The organism is Streptomyces sp. NBC_00236, from assembly GCF_036195045.1.
Taxonomy (GTDB): Bacteria; Actinomycetota; Actinomycetes; order Streptomycetales; family Streptomycetaceae; genus Streptomyces.
Genome location: NZ_CP108100.1, coordinates 6,550,448 through 6,570,378, shown reverse-complemented (window position 1 = coordinate 6,570,378; position 19,931 = coordinate 6,550,448). Strand labels below are relative to the sequence as shown.

Here is a 19,931-nt window from a genome sequence, read left to right as displayed (position 1 = left end):
CCCTCCGTAGGGTGAGCCGCGTGATTCCTCCCTCCGATACTTCCGGCCCCCGCGCCGACCTCGTCCTCCCCTGTCTGGACGAGGCCGCCGCCCTGCCCGCGGTGCTGGCCTCGGTCCCTCCCGGCTGGCGGGCGATCGTCGTGGACAACGGTTCGACCGACGGCTCGGCGGAGCTGGCCCGGTCCCTCGGCGCGACGGTGGTGTCCGAACCGCGGCGGGGCTTCGGCGCGGCCTGTCACGCCGGTCTGCTCGCCTCCGAGGCGGAGTTCGTCTGCTTCTGCGACTGCGACGGCTCGCTGGATCCCGGGCTGCTGGCGGGCTTCGTCCGCCGGGTGGCCGACGGCGAGAGCGACCTGCTGCTCGGCCGCCGGCGCCCCCAGGAGCGTGGCGCGTGGCCGCTGCACGCACGGGCGGGCAACGCGGCACTGGCCCGGATGTTGCGCCGTCGCACCGGGCTGCGGCTGCACGACCTGGGGCCGATGCGGGCGGCGCGCCGGGCCGATCTGCTGGCACTCGGTCTCACCGACCGTCGCAGCGGCTACCCGTTGCAGATGGTGGTGCGCGCGGCCGACGCGGGACTGCGCGTCACCGAGACGGACGTCCCCTACCTCGCCCGGACGGGGAAGTCGAAGGTCACCGGCACCTGGCGGGGCACCTGGCACGCGGTGCGTGACATGCGCGCCGTACTGGCGGAGCCACCCGTCCGGATGGGGGCCCTGCGATGAACGCACCCGAGTCCGGCACGCCCCGCCCGGCCCCGGCCGGGGCGACGGCCCTCCTCGTCATCGCGAAGGAGCCGCTGCCCGGCCGGGTGAAGACCCGGCTCACCCCGCCCTTCTCCCCCACCGAGGCCGCGCGCCTCGCCGAAGCGGCGCTGGCCGACACGCTGCGCACCGTCCTGGCTCTGCCCGCCGCGCGGCGGGTGGTCGTCCTCGACGGGAGGCCCGGGCCGTGGCTGCCGCCCGGCATCGAGGTCGTGGAGCAGGGCCCGGGACGTCTCGACGAACGGCTGGCCGCCGCGTTCGCCGCCTGCACCGGGCCGACCCTCCTGATCGGGATGGACACCCCGCAGATCACGGCAGCCGATCTGGCCCCCGCCCTCACCCCCACCGCCTGGGACGGCTGCGACGCCTGGTTCGGCCCCGCCGAGGACGGCGGGTTCTGGGCGCTGGGCCTGGCCGAACCCGACCCCGGACTCCTGCGTGGCGTGCCGATGTCCGTACCCGAGACCGGTGCGGTGCAGCGGCGTCGGCTCGTCGACGCCGGACTGACCGTCCGCGACCTCCCCCTCCTGCGGGACGTGGACACCGCGGCCGACGGCGCGGTCGTCGCCGCACTCGCACCGGACGGACGGTTCGCCGCCGAATTCGCCCGGCTGACCCGGGCGGCGGTCCGATGAACCGCACAGGCCGCGATCAAGGTGTGCTGAGCCCTCCGCACGAGGACGCCACCGCGTGGGACACCGGCTCGTGGGGCACCGACCCCTACGCCAACGCCCTGCGCAACGGACACGGTCCGCTGTTCCTTCGCCGTACGGACGGCTGGCTGCTGCCGCTGGACGTGGAGCGCTGGTGTGCCGGAGCGGACGCCGCCGACCTGTCGGCACTGCGCCGTTGCGAGGGCCCCGTCCTGGACATCGGCTGCGGGCCGGGGAGGCTGGTGGCCGCGCTGGCGGCCCGCGGCCACCGCGCGCTCGGCATCGACGTCAGCGCGGCCGCGGTCGACCGCACCCTGCGGCTCGGCGGTTCCGCGCTGCGCCGCTCCGTCTTCGAACCGCTCCCGGGTGAGGGCCGCTGGGGCACCGTGCTGCTCCTCGACGGCAACGTCGGAATCGGCGGCGACCCGTCCGGCCTGCTGCGGCGCACGGCGGACCTGCTGGCCCCGGGCGGACTCCTCATCGCCGAGACCGCGCCGCAGGACATCGACGAGCGGGTCCGTGTGCAGTTGGACGACGGCCGGGCCCCCGCCGCCGGTCCGGCACCGGCCGCCCCCTTCCCGTGGGCCCGGCTCGGCACCTCCGCGCTGCTGCGGTACGCCCGCCCGCACGGCCTGCGCTCCGTCGATCAGTGGGACGCGGACGGCCGCTCGTTCGTCTCCCTGCGGCGCGGCCGGAGCATCCGCGCGACGAGCCAGACACCCGACAGCAGGAACAGCGCGGCCGTGATCAGCAGCCAGTTCCCGAGGAACACGTCGGGGGACAGCCCGCTCGCCCCTTCGTAACGTTCCGACTGCCGGGTGATCAGCGGGAACCACACGAGCAGCAGCAGACCGGAGAGGAAGACCGGCACCCGGACGAAGTTGACCAGCTCCGGGCGCCGGCCGGCCGCTCGGCACAGCAGCCGGTCCGCACCCGCGTACAGCGGGACCAGCACCAGGTCGTGCACGAGCGCGGCGCCGGCGAACCACACGACCACGCCCCAGGTGTCGCCCGCGAGCAGCCGTACGCCAGCGTAGCCGGCCAGGGCGAAGGAGGCGGCCGTCAGTACCAGGTGCAGCGGCCCCTCCCCGTACCACCGTCGCACGACCGCTCGCGGGTCCGCCCTGTTCACAGCTCTCCGAACGTCAGCCGGGACACCCATTTGGTGTTGAGTACGCCGGGGGCGGCCGGGACGATGATCCGTGCCGGATAACCGTGGTCGGGTGTCAGGTCCTCGCCGTTGACCTGGAGGGCCAGCAGCGAGCGCGGGTCGCGCACCTGGTTGTCACGGAGGGCGGCCCGGCGGAACGGCCCGCGTCGCTGTACGGACTCCACGAGCACCCCCGGGGCATCGTCCGGGTATCCGGCGAGCGCCGCCAGATCCCTCAGCCTGACGCCGCGCCACCACTGGTCCGAGGTGGACCAGCCCTCCACGCACGCGATCGGCAGCGCCGCGCTGTACTGGTCCATGGCAAGGAGCTGTTCCCGGGTGAACCGTTGGTTCCCGGCCGGACCGCTGACGGTGAGCCACCAGCCCACCCCCGTATCGGTAGGGGTCACGCCGACCGCGGCGGCCGTTTTGTTGATCTGGAAGCCGCCCGGTCCGGACCCCGGCTCGGCCGCGCCGTGCGGAGTGAGCGCGGCGAGCCGCCGCAGCGGTCCGTCGAAGCTGCGTCCTGCCGAGGTGATCAGCAGGACCAGCGAACCTGCCCCCACCATCGCCAGGGCCCCGCGGCGCGACAGGGTCGGCGGCGCGGGTGCGGGCGCCTCCAACGGATCGTCCGGCACCTTCCGGCTGAGACCGCCCGACCTGAGGACGCGTACGGCCTGCGGCGCCCGGAGCACTGCATGGGCGAGGAACGCGGCGAAGAACACCCACGCCCCGTAGAAGTGGAGCGGGTAGAACGAACCCGGGAACAGGTATTCCAGCTGGATGTTCAGCAGCCCGGTGACGAACTCGAACAGCGCCCCGCCCACCAGGAGGAGCAACGAGATCCGCTCCAGCGCATGGCCCAGGGAACGGGCCGGCGGCAGCGCGAAGAGTCTCGGCACGACCGACCAGAGCTTGGCCAGCAGAACCGGGACGAGCACGATTCCGAGGGTGACGTGCAGCCCCTGCGTCAGCCGGTACAGCCAGTGCGGCCCGGTCGGCCAGGCGAAGAGGTATAAGCCCAGCAGGCCCTTGTCCGGGGTCTTGTCGTTGACCGGATTCAGGTCCGGGTTGTACGCCGCGTAGGACAGCAGCCCGGTCACGAACAGCACCGTGATGCCGACGAGCAGCACGAGGCCGAGCACCGCGGTGAACGGCACGCCTCGCACCGGGCTGCGCCAGAACCCCGGCGCGGAGGGTGAGCGTTCGAGGATGGTGGTCGCACGTCCGCCGAGAAGACGGGAGCGGAACGCGGGTGGGGTCGGACTCTGCCGACGGCTGTCGCCCATGCCCCGACGCTATGCCGAAGGTGCGGGCGTGAGGGGGTGACGACTCCTGACGAAACGATGACGTCACCCCTGCGAGGACCTGGGCCGCCATGCCTCGGACGGCCGCGAATCTGACGGTTCGGTGACGCGCCCCGGCAGGGGACGTGCGCGGCGCCCGGTCGTGCGTACGGTGCCTGCGTGAAGACCGTGGACCGCACCGAACAGACCACCGAACCGCTCCCCGTACGGCGCTCCGGGCACCGGCGAGACCTGGCCGCCGTCGGTGCGGGCCTCGTGCTGGTGGCCGCCGCCGTGCTCGTCGGCCGGGCGTTCGACGATCCCCTGCGCACTCTCGTGGTCCACTGGCCGCCGCTGCTCGCACACTGGTATCCGCACGTCGGTCCCGGCACCTGGGCAGCACCCGTCGTCGCCGTCGCCGTCATCGCCTACGGCCCGGTCCTCGCCGACCGGCTGCGCTGGCGTGCGCTGCTTCTCAGCTGCTACGCCGCCTCCCTCGCCTGGGTCTTCTCGCTCGCACTCGTCGACGGCTGGGGCCGCGGCATCGCGGAACGGCTCACCACGAAGCACGAGTACCTGCGGGTCATCGGCCGCTTCGACGACATCGGTGCCGCGCTGCGCGGTTTCAACGGGCACATCCTGGCCGGGCAGCCGGACAACTGGCCCGCCCATGTCGCCGGACACCCGCCGGGCGCCACGCTCACCTTCGTCCTGCTGGACCGCGTCGGGCTGGGCGGCGGTGCCTGGGCCGGGGTCTGGTGCATCGTGACCGGTGCCTCCGCCGTCGTGGCCGTCCTCGTCACCGTCCGCACCCTGGCCGACGAGCACACCGCCCGCCGCGCCGCCCCGTTCGTCGTCCTCGCACCGGTCGCGATCTGGGCGGGCACCTCAGCGGACGGCTACTTCACCGCGGTGGCGGCCTGGACCGTCGCTCTGCTGGCCCTGGCCGCGACCCGCACGGCCCGCAGCCCCGCGGCCGCCGCACTGGGCGCCGGTCTTCTCTACGGGCTGACCTGCTACCTGAGTTACGGTCTGACGCTCATCGCGCTCCCGCTCCTCGCCGTCCTCGTCCTCACCCGCACCGCCCGGCCGCTCCCCCACTTCGTCCTGGGGGCTCTCGTGGTGCCGGTGGCCTTCACCCTCGCGGGCTTCAACTGGTGGGAGGCGTACCACCTGCTCGTCGAGCGCTACTACCAGGGAGCCGGTGGCGTCCGTCCCTACTGGTACTGGGTCTGGGCCAACCTCGCCTGCACGGCGATCGCCGTCGGACCGGCGACTCTTGCGGGCCTGCGCCGCAGTGCGGCGGGTGCTCCCGGGGCGGTACGCGCGCTGCGCTCCGGGACGGCGGCCCCGTCGCAGCGGCTGGTCCTGCTGGTCTCCGCGGCGCTCCTGGCACTGCTCGCGGCCGACCTGTCCGGGATGAGCAAGGCGGAGACGGAACGGATCTGGCAGCCGTTCATGCTCTGGCTGCTCCCGGCGGCCGCTCTCCTGCCCGCCCGGGGCCGGCGCTTCTGGCAGGCCGCGCAGGCGGTCGTGGCACTGGCCGTCAACCACCTGCTCTGGACGGGCTGGTAGCCGGTGGAGCGTACGAGACCGGCTGCGTCCAGGACCGGGTCACGGGCACGCCGCCGGCGTCCTCGCTTCACTCGGCGGAGTGGAGTCCGCAGCCCACGGGGGTTGTTTCGGCCTCGCCGCGCTCAGGTTCCCGTGGTGGTGTGCCGAACGATGAGCGCATGTCACTGAACAGTCTGCGTTCGCTGGCCCGCCGCGTGGTCCCCACCCTGCTGGTCGCCCAAGTCGTCCTCCTCCCCCTTCAGCCCGCCTCCGCCGCGCCGGCAACCCAGCCGTGCCGGTCGGCCGCCGCCTGCGGTTCGGTGATCGTCGCCCCTGTCTCCCAGGCCGCCCCGGACCACGGCGACTGCACCAGCCCGGAGCCGGTCGTGTGCCTGATCCGGAGCGAGACGCCGGAGGAGCGCGAGATCGCCCGCGACCAGCGGATGCGCTATCACCAGCTCCTCGTGGACATGGAGCGCACGGAGTGCGCCATGCGCGCCGAAGGGCGCTCGGAGGAGGACATCGCGCGCGCTCTGGTCCAGATGCGCAACGACGCCAAGGACGTCATCCGCGCCGGCATGACCCCGGAACAGGTCGCGGAGCTGGAGGCACGCAACGAGAAGAAGTACGGCAACCCGCTCGGCCCGACAGCGGACCAGCTCTACATGAAGTACGGCTCGTGGGAGAAGGTCGCCGACGCCGCCACCCGTTCGAGCGCGGCCGTGGACCAGGAGCTCGGTCTGGAGTTCCGCCACTGTTCCTGTGAGGTTCTCCGGTCGGCCTGACCCGACGCCGGGCCGGGCCGCCTGCCTGCGCAGACGGACCGGCCCGGTCACCGCTGTCGGCCGTCAGCCGTCCGCGCCGCTGCCCGGGACGACGCAGGAACGGCTGTTCTCCCAGCCCCACCCGTCACCGTCCGGGTCCGACGAGCTCCCGTTGACGCAGTACGGGTACCCGTTGGGCGCCGTGCCACCGCCCGTGCCGCCGCTGTCGGCGCCGCTGCCCGGGACGACGCAGGAACGGCTGTTCTCCCAGCCCCACCCGTCACCGTCCGGGTCCGACGAGCTCCCGTTGACGCAGTACGGGTACCCGTTGGGCGCCGTGCCGCCGCCCGTGCCGCCCCCGCCACCGGGCTCGCCCCCGCCGCCGTAGACGGTCGCGGGCTCGGAGGTGGCGGCGATGCCGTTGGCGCCGTTGATGAAGCGGTTGCCCCAGCTCGTCAGGGAGTTCGCGTCGAAGCCGTTGACCATGTCGAGGTACTCGACGCCGCTGCCGTTGCCGCTCCAGGACCAGCCGATGTAACCGACGCCCAGGGACTGCGCGGTCGCCATGATGGCGTCCTCGTTCGGGTTGCCGTCGCTGTGCTGGTCCCCGAACTCGCCCACGACGATGGGAAGTTTGTTGTCGGTGAAGTGGTGCAGGTAGTCCTGCACCTCGGCGGCGGTGTCGTACACGCCGTACATGTGGATCGAGAAGATGGTGTTGCGGTCGGGGTCGGACGCGAAGACCGAGGCCGCGTTGTCCCTCATGGTCCCGGACCAGTCCTGGCCCCAGTTGGGGGCGTCCACCATCAGGGCGTGGTCGATACCGGCGTTCCGCAGTTTGCCGATCGCGCTCTTGGTGGCCCCGGTCCAGGCCGCGGCGTTCGTGTTGCCGTACGGCTCGTTGCCGATGTTGACGACGACGTAGTCCTCCTGCCCCTCCAGTGCGCTCTTCACCCCGATCCAGTAGTCGGCGGCCTTGTCCAGGGTGGTGGCGGCGCCGTCCTCGCCGTAGCCGGTGGTGTCGTGCACCTCCAGCACACAGATGACCTTGCTGGCCTTGCACTGGCCGATGAGGGCGGAGACCTGCGAGGCGCTCGTCTTCGTCCACCGGTCGCCGCTGCCGAGGACGACGCGGACGGTGTTGGCGCCCTTGGCCGCTATGTCGGCGATGGCGGTCGTCCGCTCGGGGTACCAGGCGTAGGCGTGGTTGACGCCACGCATGACGAACTCGTTCCCGTTCGCCTCGACCACGTGTCCGTTACTGACACGGATGCCGGTGGGCGCGGCCTCGGCCTCGCCGACGGAAGGGCCGGCGATCGAACCCAGCAGACCCAGGGCGGCGGCGAACGCCATGCCTGCCGTGGTGATCAGGGTGCTTCTCGGCTTTCGCATTTCTCTCCTCGGTACCCATGCGGGTGGGTGGGGGTGGGGTGCGGGAAGGAACACGGAGCTGGACGACGTCACCGAACGCACAGCACCCTCATGACAACGATGTCCGACGATCGCGCCGACCCCGAAGGGCACGCTGGGTGAGCGCCGCACACACATCGGCGGGAGTGTCGCCGAAGGCAGGCTTCGCGGGCGTCGTGATGGTGGGGGCAGCTCGGGCAACTGACGTCGACCAACTGCGACTTCGGCCGGATGTGGCTCGAACGGGCCGTCGCCACACCATGAGGCACCGGGCGTTACACCCGTGTCAAGAGCGAGTTCACGATCCGTCCGCAGCGCGCGGAATGCCTCGTTGAACTAAACCGCTAAACCCCCTGGCCAGGCAGGGGGAAGCCCAAGATGTGGTCATCTACCAGCAAAAACATGATCGACGCGATTGATTGACAGTCACACGACACACCCCTACGTTCCTCATCGATAAACCGGTACAGGGCCCGAGTCCACTCCGTCGAGCCGCCGAAGCCGACCCCCTCCACCCGCCGCGCCCTGCGAGGCCGCGGATCGCTCCCTCAGGACGAAAGAGACGCCATGCGCAGTCAGTCACTCCCGCACTCGGGGCAGGCGTCGCCGACCCCAGGTGCGCCTGCCTCCGGCCTCTTCCGGCGCACCTGTCCGTCGCGCGCGAAAGGCGCCGGCCGGCGCGACGACTCCGTACGCGGCGAGCGAGCACACACGGATCGGACAGCGGCCCCCCACGGCGCCCGGATCAGGGGGGCAGCACCACAGAAGGCGGCGACCCTCGGCACACGCGCAAGGCCCCCGGCGAGGGCGCGGGCGCGGGGTGCGCCGCGCACGAGGACGATCGGACTTCGGACTTCGGGTCTCGGTCTCGGATCGCGGTCCGAGACCGCGCGGATCGCGGTCTCGGATCGCGCGGATCGCGGATGCGTGGTGGTCCGTTCGCCGCTGGCGGGCCCGTCAGGCCGAGGACCCGCTGTCGACCACCAGATCGGCGCCGACCACCGAGCCGGCCGCGGGCGAGGCGAGGTAGAGCACCGCAGCCGCCACTTCCCCGGCCTCCGCGAGCCGGCCGAGCGGGTTCTCCGTCTTCACCCGCTCGGCCCGGTCCGCCTCGGTCTCGCCCGGACGCAGCGACATCGGGGCGGCGGAGGCGCCGGGACTGACCGCGTTGATGCGGATGCCCTGGTGGATGTGGTCGAGTGCGGCGGCGCGGGTCAGCGCGGAGACCGCCGCCTTCGAGGTGATGTACGCGGCGGCGTTGGGGATCCTCAGGTGGGCGCCCAGATTGGAGGAGATGTTGACGATGGTGCCGCCGCCGTTCTCCTTCATGTGGGCGATCTCGTGCTTCATGGCCAGCCAGACGCCGGTGACATTGGTCCGCAGCACCGCGTTCCAGTCCTCCTCGCTGACCTCACCGACGGGTGCGGCGCCGCGCAGTATCCCGGCGTTGTTGACCGCGATGTCCAGTCCGCCGAAACGGGTGACGGTCTCGCGTACGAGGTTCTGGAGCCGGCCCGAGTCGGTGACGTCGACGGTCACGGCGGCAGCCGTGCCGCCGGCCGCCCCGATGAGGCCGACCGTCTCGTCCAGAGAGGCCGCGGTGCGTCCCGCGACGACCACGGACGCGCCTTCGGCGGCGAAGGCGAGCGCGATGGCGCGGCCGAGGCCGGAGCCCGCACCGGTGACGAGGACGGTCCTGCCGGTGAAGCGGTTCATTTCGGTGACTCCCTGAGTGATGGGTTACGGGGTGCGGTGGTTCAGGAAGGCCACGACGAGGAGGGCGGCCCCTGTCGCGGCCAGGGCGGCGGCGTCGCTGCCGAGCGTGAGCAGGACGGCGAGGAGGAAGGTCGGGCCGCATTCCATCGCGGTGTTCAGCACACCGCCCGCAAGCCCGGTCTGCCCCGGCGGTACGCCTTCGGTGGCAAGGACGGAGGCACCGGCGAAGGACGCCGCGGTGCCGACCGGCAGCAGCACGAGGCCCGGCAGCAGGCCGTACACGTAGCCGGTGTGCGCGCCGACCCCGGTGACCGCGAGGAGGATGAGCCCGGCCGCACCCGTGCCCATCCCGGTGACCGTGACAGCGCGCGGCCCGTACCGCCTGATCAGCGGCCCCGCCGCCCGCCCCGAAACAATCAGGGCGACGGCGAACGGTACGAAGGCGGCCGAGGTCTGCACCTGTGACCAGTCGCGCACCTGCTGGAGGTGGAGCGACAGGACCACGAAGGTCATCGCCGTCCCGCAGGCGCTCAGCGCGATGGCCAGGAGGGCGAGGGACCGCCGCCGGTCGAGCAGGAACCGGGGAGGCAGCAGCGGATCGCGGGCCCGGAGCTCGGCGTACCGGAACGCGGCCAGAAGCCCGACTCCCCCGAGCAGAGGTACGAGCACGGCGGCCGACGACCAGGGCCGTGCGTCGGTGACGACGAGCCCGTAACTGGTCAGGGTGATCCCGGCGGTGGCGAGCAGGGCTCCCGGCAGGTCGAGACTCCTGCCCCGGTCCGGCGCGGAGTCCGGCAGCAGCCGGCGCGTGAGGGCGAGGGCGACGATCGCGACCACGATGGGCGGAGCGAAGGCCCAACGCCAGGAAAGCAGCGCCGAGATGACACCGGAGAGCAGATTGCCGGCGGTCGCGCCGAGGACGGAGAGCCCGCCCCAGGTGGCCATCGCCCTGCCGTACGCGGGCGGGGAGGGGAAGACGGTGCGGAGCACGGCCATGGCGGCCGGTGCGACGAGGGCCGCGCCCGCGCCCTGGGCGAAGCGCGCCGCGAGCAGGGCCCCGATGCCGGGGGCGAGCAGGGCGGCGGCCGAGGCGACCGCGAAGAGCAACAGGCCCGCGGTGAGGGTGCGCCGCCCGCCGTAGCGGTCGGCCAGGCGTCCGCCGAAGAGCACCAGCCCGGCGAAGGTCAGCCCGTAGGCGGCGCTGAGGAGGATCAGGTCGGCGCGTTCCAGGTCCAGTTCGCGCCCGATGCGGGGCAGCGGGACGGCGATGGCGGCGAGCGTGAAGATCAGTGTGGCCTGCACGACGCCGAGAAGCACGAAGGCGTATCGGTACCGCGTGCCGACGACGTGGGCGGCGCCTGTGGCGGCCATATCTCCCCCTGATATTTGACCGAACGTTCCATTATTCGGCCACACGAAGGCGCCACAGCGGCACCCACCGATCCCGTGACCTTCCCTCGCGTTCCGCGGCTTTCCGTCGCGTTCCGTCGCGCGTGATTCAGTCCAGCAACGTCAGCGCCTGCTCGGCGGCGTCCCGCACCCGGGCCGGATCGTTCGACGCCTTGCCGACGACCCGGATGCCCTGCAGCAGGACGAGCAGCATGCGGGCCAGCGCACGCGGATCACGGTCCCCGGCAAGCTCACCCTGAGCCTGGGCCCGTACGAGTGCGGAGTGCAGCGGGGTCTCCAGACGCTCCCAGCTGATCTCGACCCGGCGAGCCGCCGCGGGGTCGTGCGGGGCCAGTTCCGCCGCGGTATTGGTGACGAAGCAGCCGTTCAGCCGGCCGTTCGGGGAGGCCGCCTCCGCGGCGAAGCGGCGCACCACCGCCCGCACCGCGGGAAGCGCGGGGCCCGGCTGCGACAGTTCGGCCAGGAGCAGCGGGTCGCGCATCTCGGCGTACCGGTCCATGGCCTTCAGATACAGCTCGTTCTTGCCGCCGAAGGTCGCGTAGATACTGGCGCGCCCGATGCCGAGGTGCTCGACGAGGTCCGCCACCGACGTCGCTTCGTAGCCGCGCCGCCAGAACAGCTCAAGGGCCGACTGGAGCGCGGCATCCGGATCGAATTCCTTGGTCCTGGCCACACCGAAGACCCTAGCCCCATCTGGAACGATCGGTCAATTAACCCTGCTCCGGGGCCCGTTCGCGGACCTGCCCGTTGTAGGCGGCGCGAGAATCGAGAATCCCGAAAGTTTCGAAGTCCTGCATGATTCAGATTGGATCATTCCTCTCGCCGCAAGCGACCAGCACGAATTTCCATGCGGTCAGTGTGCGCCTTGAACTGCATGGATAGTGCCGATGCCGCCCTTTCAGTGAGACCGAAGGTTTCGCAACACCTGCCGAAACTATTGACAGCCCTCGGGGGCAGATCAAGACTCCGTGATCGGGCCGGGACAACCACCGCCGGCTGCCGCGTGAGCCCAACCATGCGCCGGAGCCCTCGTGTTGAGGGTGTCGGCAAGGGCCCGTCCGGCATCACTCCTACATAACAGCCCCTGGAGGAAACCGACATGAGCGCACCCGTGCCATCGCCACGCAGACGCAGACCCGGCCGCTTCATGACCCTGCTGAGAAGCTCCTGGGCGATCGCCCTGGCCGCGGTCGCCGTGCTGCTGCTGCCCAACGCCGCCAGCGCCGACACCGTCATCAACTCGAACCAGACCGGCACGAACAATGGTTACTACTACTCGCACTGGAGCGATGGCGGCGGCTCGGTGTCGATGACGCTGGGCTCGGGCGGCAACTACGGCTACCAGTGGAGCAACGTCGGCAACTTCGTCGGCGGCAAGGGGTGGAGCACCGGCGGACGCAAGTCCGTGAACTACTCCGGCAGTTTCAACCCGTCGGGCAACGCCTACCTCGCGCTCTACGGCTGGACCACCAACCCGCTGGTCGAGTACTACGTCGTCGAGAACTTCGGCACGTACCGCCCCACGGGCACCTTCAAGGGCACCGTCACCAGCGACGGAGGCACCTACGACATCTACGAGACGACCCGGGTGAACCAGCCCTCGATCGAGGGCACCAAGACCTTCAAGCAGTACTGGAGCGTCCGCCAGGCGAAGCGGACGGGGGGCACCATCACCACGGGCAACCACTTCGACGCCTGGTCGAGCCACGGCATGAGCATGGGTTCCTTCAACTACATGATCATGGCGACCGAGGGCTACCAGAGCAGCGGCAGTTCCAACATCACCGTCAGTGAGGGCGGCTCCGGCGGCGGCACGGGCGGTGGCGGAACGGGTGGCGGTACCGGCGGAGGCTCAGGCGGCTGCACCGCGACGCTCTCCGCAGGAGACAAGTGGAGCGATCGCTACAACCTGAACGTCTCCGTCTCCGGAGCCGGCACCTGGACCGTCACCATGAAGGTCCCCTCACCCGAGAAGGTGCTGTCCACCTGGAACGTGAGCGCCAGTTATCCGGACAGCCAGACCCTCGTGGCCAAGTCCAACGGCAGCGGAAACAACTGGGGAGCCACCATCCAGACCAACGGCTCCTGGACCTGGCCCACGGTCACCTGCAGCGCCGGCTGATCCACCACCGGGTCCGCAGTGACCCGGCCGGCTGATCCCACCGGTCCGCAGTGACCCCTCCCCTTCACCACGCGTCCGGCCGCGCCCTCGGCGTGGCCGGACCTCCGCCACCAGGAGGACCCCCATGCATCTCCTTCCCCGCCGCCGCCCGGCCGCCCTGGCCGCCGCACTCACCCTCGCCGCAACAGCCACCCTGGGCCTGACCGCCACGGCCGCCGCTCCCGCCCAGGCCGCCGCCTGCAACGGCTACGTGGGCCTGACCTTCGACGACGGCCCGTCCAACGACCACACCCCCGCCCTGCTCAACGCTCTCAAGCAGAACGGCCTGCGGGCCACCATGTTCAACGAGGGTCAGTACGCCGCCTCCGCCCCGAGCCAGGTGCAGGCCGAGATCAATGCCGGCATGTGGGTCGGCAACCACAGCTACACCCACCCGCATCTCATCCAGAAGAGCCAGGCCGAGATCGACTCGGAGATCTCCCGGACCCAGCAGGCCATCGCCAACGCGGGTGGAGGCACGCCGAAGCTGTTCCGGCCGCCGTACGGCGAGACCAACTCCACGCTCAAGGCCGTCGAGGCCAAGTACGGACTGACGGAGGTGATCTGGGACGTCGACTCACAGGACTGGAACGGTGCCAGTAGCGACGCGATCGTGCAGGCCGTGGGACGACTCACCAGCGGTCAGGTCATCCTGATGCACGAGTGGCCCGCCAACACCCTCGCCGCGATCCCGCGCATCGCCCAGTCGCTCGCATCCCGCGGCCTCTGCTCAGGCATGATCTCCCCGCAGACCGGGCGGGCCGTCGCGCCCGACGGCAGCTCCGGCGGAGGCGGAACCGGTGGAGGCGGCTGCACCGCGACGCTCTCCGCCGGGCAGCAGTGGGGCGACCGCTACAACCTCAACGTCTCCGTCACGGGCTCCAGCAACTGGACGGTCACGATGAACGTCCCTGCCCCCGAAAAGATCCTCTCCACGTGGAACGTCAGCACCGCCTTTCCCAGCGCCCAGGTCCTGACCGCGAAGCCCAACGGCAGCGGAAACAACTGGGGGGTGACGATTCAGACCAACGGATCCTGGACCTGGCCGACGGTCTCGTGCACCACGGGCTGACAAGCTGCCGCATCACGGCCGAGTGGCTTCCGCGGCTGAGGGTCACCGGTTCAGGCGTCCCGCTCGCGGAGTCCGGGGGCAGCGGCTCCCGTCGCTCAACGTTGCCAGCGGCTCCCTCGCTCAACGTTGCCAGCGGCTCCCTCGCTCAACGTTGCCAGCGGCTCCCTCGCTCAACGTTGCCAGCGGCTCCCGTCGCTCAGTGTTGTCAGTGGCTCCGTCTAGCGTCTCCGACATGACAAGAAGTGCACACACCTTCGCCTACGCACGCGCCTCCTCGCTGACCGTCGCCGAGACGGGTCAGCTGCTCGGTCTGGAGACTGCGGGAGGGCTCACCCCTGCCGGTGCCGATGCCCACCCGCAGTTCTTCGCCGGGTTCCTGAGCGCGCCTCAGGCGGCCGCGCGAGCACTTCTCGCCGTCGCGGACGTGGCCGCGGCCCGTTACCACCGGCGCACCCTGCGCGCCTCGCTCGATCCGGTGGTGACGGGCAACGGCGACCGGCTCCGTTTCGAGTCCTTCTCCGGGTGCTGCGGCGTGTACGCCCGGCTCGATGTGCTCCCCGACGGGCTGTGCGGCGCCGACACCGGCCACGGAACCACCAACGTCGATGTCAACAACCCGCTGCGTGAGGCGCTGTCCCGGCTGAGCGGAGACGATCCGCTGCACCTGAGGGTGGGCCCCGACGAGATGGCGGTGACCACCCTCGACGGGCCGGTCGTCGAGAAGAAGGTCCCGCTCCCGGAGCGCTGGCTGCGCGGATTCGCCGAGTCCCAGGCCGTGACCGCCGGCTTCGATCTGCGGGGAGAGCTGACCGCCGCAGAGACGACGCGCTTCCTCCGTTCCCTCCCGCGCACCGCGACGGGTGCCGGCGCCACGACCGGCCCCCTGTGGGTGGTTGCCGCAGGTCGCACGCTGCGCCCCACCACCCGACCGGTCCCCGGCGCGGTCTGTCTGCCCGGCCCCGAACGTCTCGCCGCACTCCAGCGGGTGCTGCGGCACGCGACCGGCCTGCGCGTATACGGCCCGGCGCCGGACGGCGCCCACCCCACCGCCTCCGCCTGGGAGGTCGGGCTGCCGGGAATGCGGCTCACACTCACCCTCTCCCCGGAGCCCGACCGCGGGTTCTCCGGTGAAGGCGGTGTCCTGGAAGCCCTTGCCGGCGACGCGGCGGCCCAGGACGCCGATCTGGTCTCCGTCCTGCTCGCGTGGGAGCCACGCATCGATCCTGCAGACCTCGCCCAGCAGTCCGGGCTCACCGTGGACCGCGTCCGGGCCGCTCTCGTCCGCCTCGGTACGGCCGGCCGCGTCGGCTACGACATCGCCGAGGCCGCCTACTTCCACCGCGAACTCCCCTACGACGCCCGGCAGGCAGAGCGGCACAATCCCCGGCTGGTCGCCGCCCGCACCCTGCTGGAGGCGGGCGCGGTCACCGTGGAGCGGCCCGGGACCGCCGTCGTGGTCTCCGGTGAACGCCGCTACCAGGTGCGCGGGTCAGGCGGCGCGTTGAGCTGCACCTGCCAGTGGTGGGCGGACTACCGGGGCCGCCGCGGCCCCTGCAAGCACGCGCTCGCCACCCGGATGGCCTGGAGAGCAGCAAACACCTCCACCAGCGCGACCACCACCACCTCCGGAGCCACACGTTGAACGCTATCGACGACGTCCTCGAAGCCGTACGGGCAGGCCGCACCGCCCAACTGCCGGGACTGCTCGAGCCACTGGAACCCGCGCACCGCCGGGTCCTGCTCACCGGCCTGAAGGAACTGCGCCGCACGCTGCGTTCCTCCCGCTCGGAGCACTGGCAGGACCGGAACCTGATGAACCCGGCCCTGGTGGTTGCGGGAGCAGGCTGCAACTCCGGCGCCGCAGCGGCGGCCGCCTGGATCGGAGCCGCCGATCTGCGCCGTTGGATGCCGCTGCCGCCGACCGCGGCACTGCTCGACGTACTGGCCGGCCGGGACCCGAAGTGGCTGGGCGACCTCGCTCACCGACTGGCCGCCCGGTCCGCCACCGCCGAGGCGGACTACCCGCTGATCCGCGAACTGGTGCGGCTCGCAGGCTGTCCGACGCCCACCACCGACGGCTGCGTCGAGGGCTGGTCGGCGGCCATGGCGTCGACCAGCGCCCCGCTCGTGTTCGCCCTGCGCAAGGACCCGTACGTCGCCACACTCGTCCCGTGCCTCTTCACGACCGCCGAACCGGTCCGTTCCTTCGCCTGGAACCTGGAGCCGGGGCACACCCACCACTGGCCGACCGCGCTGGCCACCCTGGCCGACGAGGGGCACGTGGAGCGCACCGCGCTGTTGGACGGGTGCGTCGCCAGGCTGTTGCGGGGTGGCAAGGCTGCTCAACTACGGCCGTACCAGGCGATCCTGGAGGCTCTTCGCCCGACCACTGAGGAAGAGCAGGAACGGGCCGCCGACTGGATCGCGCTGGCCGCCGACGCCCCCTCCGCCGTGTCCGGGAGCGCCCAGCGCACCCTCGCCCGGCTCGCGGCATCGGGCCTCCTGACCCCGCGCATGCTTGCCGAGATGTCGAGCGCCGTCCTCTTCCGCCCCGAGAAGAAGCTGGTCCGCGCCCAGCTCGTCCTGATCGGCAAGGAACTCGCCCGCTGTCCTGCCGCTGCCCCCGAACTGCTGCCTGAGCTCGCCGAGGCCTTCGGCCACGCGGACACCGAGATCCAGGAGCGGGCGCTGAAGCTGGTTGCCGCGCACCTCACCGACGATCCCGCCCTGCGCGCCGAACTCGGCGACCGCGCCCGGCTGCTGAGCCCGACCCACCGTGCCCGTGCGGTGGAGCTCTTCGGCCCGGACGCCGCCCCCGACGAGGAGACCGGCACCTACGAGGAGATCCTGCCGCCGGCTCCGGTCCCGGTCCGGCTCGCCCCCGCTCCGGAGACGGTCGCCGAGGCCGTCGAGCTCGTCGCGGCCATCGTCCACGGCCGCACCGCCACCGTCGAGGAGTTCGAACGCGCACTGGACGGACTGGTCCGCCACGCCCACCGGGACCGTGCAGCCCTCGCCGAGGCGCTGCGGCCCGCTCTGGCAGGCCGCTTCTGGCTCGATCCTGCGCAGGCTCACTACTACACGCATGAACTGCCCGGCCTGGAGCACGTCGCCGCTGCCGTGCTGGACATGCCGCCGACCGCCGAACCGCCTCCGGCCCTCGTGTCGTGGCGCTCCGACTGCTCCCACACCGCACTGCGTGCCGTCACCCACGCGCGCGTCAAAGAGGCCGCGCTGCGCATCACGTCCCGGCCGCTGCCCTTCCTGCTCGCCACGCCCACCACGGAATCCGGCACCCTGGCCCCCCGCGTGCTGATCGCGCGGCTGGCCGAGTACGACCGCCTGGGCGAGGACCCGGCCCCGGCGGACTTCGGCCAGGCTCTGCTCCGGGTCCAGCGTGACACGACCGCCCTGCCCCTGGCTGCCGCCCTCGGTACGCCCGCGGGCGACCGGCTGGCCTCCTGGCTCGGCGCCGCCGGGCAGCCGGTGCCCCTCACCCGGCGTACTGCCGGAGCGGAGCGGTACGCCTACGGTGGTGGGACCCCCGCCCGGCTCGTGATGGACACCGGCGAACGCACGGCTGTGCTGCGCGGATTCCCGGACGCGTTCCGCGAACTGGCGGGTGCCCGCCAGGCGGTGGACCTCTGCTGGGACGGCGGCGAGGACGCTCCACTGATCGCCGTCCTGCCCGAGGACCGCGAAACCCTGGCCGCCTGGTGGCTGCCGCTCGTCACGGCCGCCGCCGCCCAGGAAGCGCGCGCGGGGGCCACCGCACTCCCGCTGTTGGCGGCGGCCGGTGGACCTGCCGGCCCGGCCCTGCACCTCGCCCTCGCTGCCGGACTCTGTGCCCGGTACCCGGAGGACCGGCTGCGGGCCGTGGACGCGCTCCTCACCCTGGCCGCCCGGGGCGACCTGAACGCCCTGCGCCTCGGCGGCGACCTGGCCGAGCTGATCGGCCTGGGCACGGTCAAGCCCAGCCGGCTCGCCGACTCGCTGCGCACCGCTGCGGCGACGGGAGCCTGCGCGACGACCTGGGCCGTGCTGGCAGCCGTACTGCCGGCCCTCCTCACGAGCACGGCTGATCCGCGCGGCACCGGAGATCTCCTGGCGACGGCTGCCGAGTGCGTGGAGCAGTGCGGAGCCGGTTCACCGGAACCGGCCGGGCTCGCTGCGACAGCGAGCCGCGGCGGCAAGTCCCGCCTGGTGACCCAGGCGGCGCGGCTACGCGACGCCCTCCGACGAAATGAGAAGGAGGCAGCTGCCTGAAGCTGAACGCCCCCTCATGGAGGGCACCCTCGCGGCCCGCCACAGGCTTCGTCCCGTACGCGACGCCCCAAGCGCCTGGAGGTGGCACCTCGCGTCCGCCCGCGGCCGGGGCCATTAGGGTCGGCCTTGGGCCGCCGCGTGCGCGGGCCGGCCGGGGAGACGAAAGCTCGGCCCAGGAGAGGTGTTCGTGAACAACGTCGCGCAACGCGGTGCGATCGCCGCGGTGCAGGTGCTCGGCCTCGCCGTGTGGTTCTCCATGTCGGCGGTGGTTCCCAGCCTCCGGACCGACTGGGGACTCACTGCCGGGGGCGCGGTATGGCTGACGGCCTCGGTACAGATCGGTTTCGTCGTCGGGGCCGTGGTCTCGGCCGCTCTGAACCTGGCCGACCGCATCCCGCCGCAGCGTCTGCTGGCCGCCAGTGCCGCGGCAGCCGCGGTCTGCACCGTGGTGCTGGCGCTCGTCGCCGACCAGTTGGCCGTCGCCATCCCGCTGCGCTTCCTGACGGGCATGTTCCTCGCCGGGGTCTACCCCACCGGCATGAAGCTGATGGTCTCCTGGTCCGGCAGTGCCGGACGGGGCAGGACGATGGGCGTCCTGATCGCCGCCCTCACCCTCGGCTCCGCGCTCCCTCATCTGATCGCCGGGGTGGGATCACTGCGCTGGCGTGACGTTCTGCTCGCTGCCGCAGCGGCCGGCTTCGCGGGTGCCGTCATCGCCCTGCTCTTCGTCCGGCCCGGCCCCTATGCGGCGAAGTCCGCTCCGGCCCGCAATCCCAGGTACGCGCTGACCATGTTCACCGAGCGCGGGCCCCGGCTGGCCAACCTCGGCTACTTCGGGCACATGTGGGAGCTCTACGCCCTGTGGACGTGGATCCCGTCCTTCCTGCTGGCGACGCCTGCCGCAAAGAGCCTTCCGGGCTCGGTGGAGATCACCGTGTTCCTCACCATGGGCCTCGGCGGGGTCGCCGGCTGCCTGCTCGGCGGCTGGGGCGCGGACCGCTACGGCCGCCCACCCGCCGCCATGGCGGCTCTCCTCCTCAGCGGCCTGTGCTGCCTGGTCTCCCCCTTCTTCTTCCCCTCCTCCTCGCTGTTCCTGTTCGCCTTCTGCATGCTGTGGGGCGCGGCGGTGATCGCGGACTCGGGGGTGTTCTCGACCTCACTGAGCGAGGTCGCCGACCACCGCTACATCGGAACGGCCCTCACCGCCCAGACCGCCATCGGCTTCGCCCTGACGGTCATCACCATCCAGCTCACCCCCCTGCTGGCCGAGGCCATCGGCTGGCGCCATGCCTTCCTGCTCCTGGCACCGGGGCCGCTGGCGGGCGCCGTCGCGATGCGGGCGTTCGGCGGATACTCGAGCGGGAAACCCTGACCGCTGCACCGGATCGGGACAGCCCTTGGGCGCTGCCCGACCGCTGTCCCTCAAGCTGCCGGGCCACGCTGCGGACGCCGACCGTGGGGGCAGCTCGTCCCGCAACAGTCCCACCGATGCCCAGGCCTCCCGTCTCCATTCAGCGCCCTGGCCGTCGTGGAAACCGGTCAGCGCACGGGCCCCGGACAGGGCGAGGGTGGCCAACGGTGTGCCGTCATCATGGGCGTGTGCCCAGCCGAGGCCCCTGGCGGCGAAGGCAGGATGCGAGACGACCGGGACGTCGGGGAGTTCACTCAGGAGGGTACACACGCCGACAAGCAGACCGAACGTGACGTCTGGCACGGATGCCCGAC

General features: G+C 72.0%; 15 protein-coding genes and 1 pseudogene. 10 read left to right on the top strand and 6 right to left on the bottom strand.

All coding sequences use genetic code 11. From position 1 onward, the window contains the following. The first annotated feature begins 20 nt into the window (after positions 1-20). The 3 genes from OG446_RS29375 to OG446_RS29365 are packed head-to-tail and all read left to right on the top strand — an operon-like array spanning position 21 to position 2,220. The gene (locus OG446_RS29375) at positions 21-725 is read left to right on the top strand and encodes a glycosyltransferase family 2 protein (protein ID WP_328896824.1); all 705 of its coding nucleotides are present in this window, start codon (positions 21-23) and stop codon (positions 723-725) included. After that, the gene (locus tag OG446_RS29370; protein WP_328896823.1) at positions 722-1,399 is read left to right on the top strand and encodes a TIGR04282 family arsenosugar biosynthesis glycosyltransferase; all 678 of its coding nucleotides are present in this window, start codon (positions 722-724) and stop codon (positions 1,397-1,399) included. Before OG446_RS29375 ends, OG446_RS29370 begins: the two co-directional genes overlap by 4 nt. Next, positions 1,396-2,220 (top strand): class I SAM-dependent methyltransferase, encoded by an 825-nt coding sequence (locus OG446_RS29365; RefSeq protein WP_328896822.1) that lies wholly within the window; start codon positions 1,396-1,398, stop codon positions 2,218-2,220. Before OG446_RS29370 ends, OG446_RS29365 begins: the two co-directional genes overlap by 4 nt. A gap of 325 nt (positions 2,221-2,545) precedes the next feature. Here the strand turns inward: OG446_RS29365 and OG446_RS29360 are convergent, their stop codons facing one another. After that, on the bottom strand, positions 2,546-3,856 hold the full coding sequence (locus OG446_RS29360) for a molybdopterin-dependent oxidoreductase (protein ID WP_328896821.1): 1,311 nt from the start codon (positions 3,854-3,856) through the stop codon (positions 2,546-2,548). Between the two features lie 177 nt (positions 3,857-4,033). On the opposite strand from OG446_RS29360, the gene OG446_RS29355 reads away from it, so the two are divergent. Beyond that, entirely contained in the window at positions 4,034-5,428 is a 1,395-nt protein-coding gene (locus OG446_RS29355; RefSeq protein ID WP_328896820.1) for a hypothetical protein, read from the top strand. A 158-nt stretch (positions 5,429-5,586) separates the two neighbouring features. After that, positions 5,587-6,192, top strand: a complete 606-nt coding sequence (locus tag OG446_RS29350) for a hypothetical protein (protein ID WP_328896819.1) — start codon at positions 5,587-5,589, stop codon at positions 6,190-6,192. Between the two features lie 63 nt (positions 6,193-6,255). On the opposite strand, the gene OG446_RS29345 is transcribed toward OG446_RS29350, so the two are convergent. From OG446_RS29345 to OG446_RS29330, 4 genes are all read right to left on the bottom strand, one after another. Continuing rightward, on the bottom strand, positions 6,256-7,563 hold the full coding sequence (locus tag OG446_RS29345; protein WP_328896818.1) for a cellulase family glycosylhydrolase: 1,308 nt from the start codon (positions 7,561-7,563) through the stop codon (positions 6,256-6,258). A 975-nt stretch (positions 7,564-8,538) separates the two neighbouring features. Beyond that, the gene (locus OG446_RS29340; RefSeq protein ID WP_328896817.1) at positions 8,539-9,297 is read right to left on the bottom strand and encodes an SDR family NAD(P)-dependent oxidoreductase; all 759 of its coding nucleotides are present in this window, start codon (positions 9,295-9,297) and stop codon (positions 8,539-8,541) included. 24 nt (positions 9,298-9,321) lie between these two features. Next, positions 9,322-10,668, bottom strand: a complete 1,347-nt coding sequence (locus OG446_RS29335; RefSeq protein ID WP_328896816.1) for an MFS transporter — start codon at positions 10,666-10,668, stop codon at positions 9,322-9,324. 127 nt (positions 10,669-10,795) lie between these two features. Beyond that, positions 10,796-11,380 carry a TetR/AcrR family transcriptional regulator gene (locus tag OG446_RS29330; protein ID WP_328896815.1) on the bottom strand — a complete coding sequence of 195 codons (585 nt, stop codon included), beginning with the start codon at positions 11,378-11,380 and terminating at the stop codon, positions 10,796-10,798. A 426-nt stretch (positions 11,381-11,806) separates the two neighbouring features. On the opposite strand from OG446_RS29330, the gene OG446_RS29325 reads away from it, so the two are divergent. The 5 genes from OG446_RS29325 (at position 11,807) to OG446_RS29305 (ending at position 19,578) form a co-directional block, all read left to right on the top strand. Further along, positions 11,807-12,829 (top strand): glycoside hydrolase family 11 protein, encoded by a 1,023-nt coding sequence (locus OG446_RS29325; RefSeq protein WP_328896814.1) that lies wholly within the window; start codon positions 11,807-11,809, stop codon positions 12,827-12,829. Between the two features lie 124 nt (positions 12,830-12,953). Further along, positions 12,954-13,940, top strand: coding sequence for a polysaccharide deacetylase family protein (locus tag OG446_RS29320; protein WP_328896813.1), 987 nt, complete (start codon positions 12,954-12,956; stop codon positions 13,938-13,940). Positions 13,941-14,172: 232 nt separating this feature from the next. Further along, positions 14,173-15,582 carry an SWIM zinc finger family protein gene (locus OG446_RS29315; protein WP_328896812.1) on the top strand — a complete coding sequence of 470 codons (1,410 nt, stop codon included), beginning with the start codon at positions 14,173-14,175 and terminating at the stop codon, positions 15,580-15,582. After that, entirely contained in the window at positions 15,579-18,206 is a 2,628-nt protein-coding gene (locus tag OG446_RS29310; RefSeq protein ID WP_328896811.1) for a DUF7824 domain-containing protein, read from the top strand. Before OG446_RS29315 ends, OG446_RS29310 begins: the two co-directional genes overlap by 4 nt. Before the next feature lie 187 nt (positions 18,207-18,393). Continuing rightward, on the top strand, positions 18,394-19,578 hold the full coding sequence (locus OG446_RS29305) for an MFS transporter (protein WP_328896810.1): 1,185 nt from the start codon (positions 18,394-18,396) through the stop codon (positions 19,576-19,578). 102 nt (positions 19,579-19,680) lie between these two features. Here the strand turns inward: OG446_RS29305 and OG446_RS29300 are convergent. Next, positions 19,681-19,887 (bottom strand): annotated as a pseudogene (locus OG446_RS29300) (TIGR02679 domain-containing protein); the annotation flags it as partial. Between the last annotated feature and the right edge of the window lie 44 nt (positions 19,888-19,931).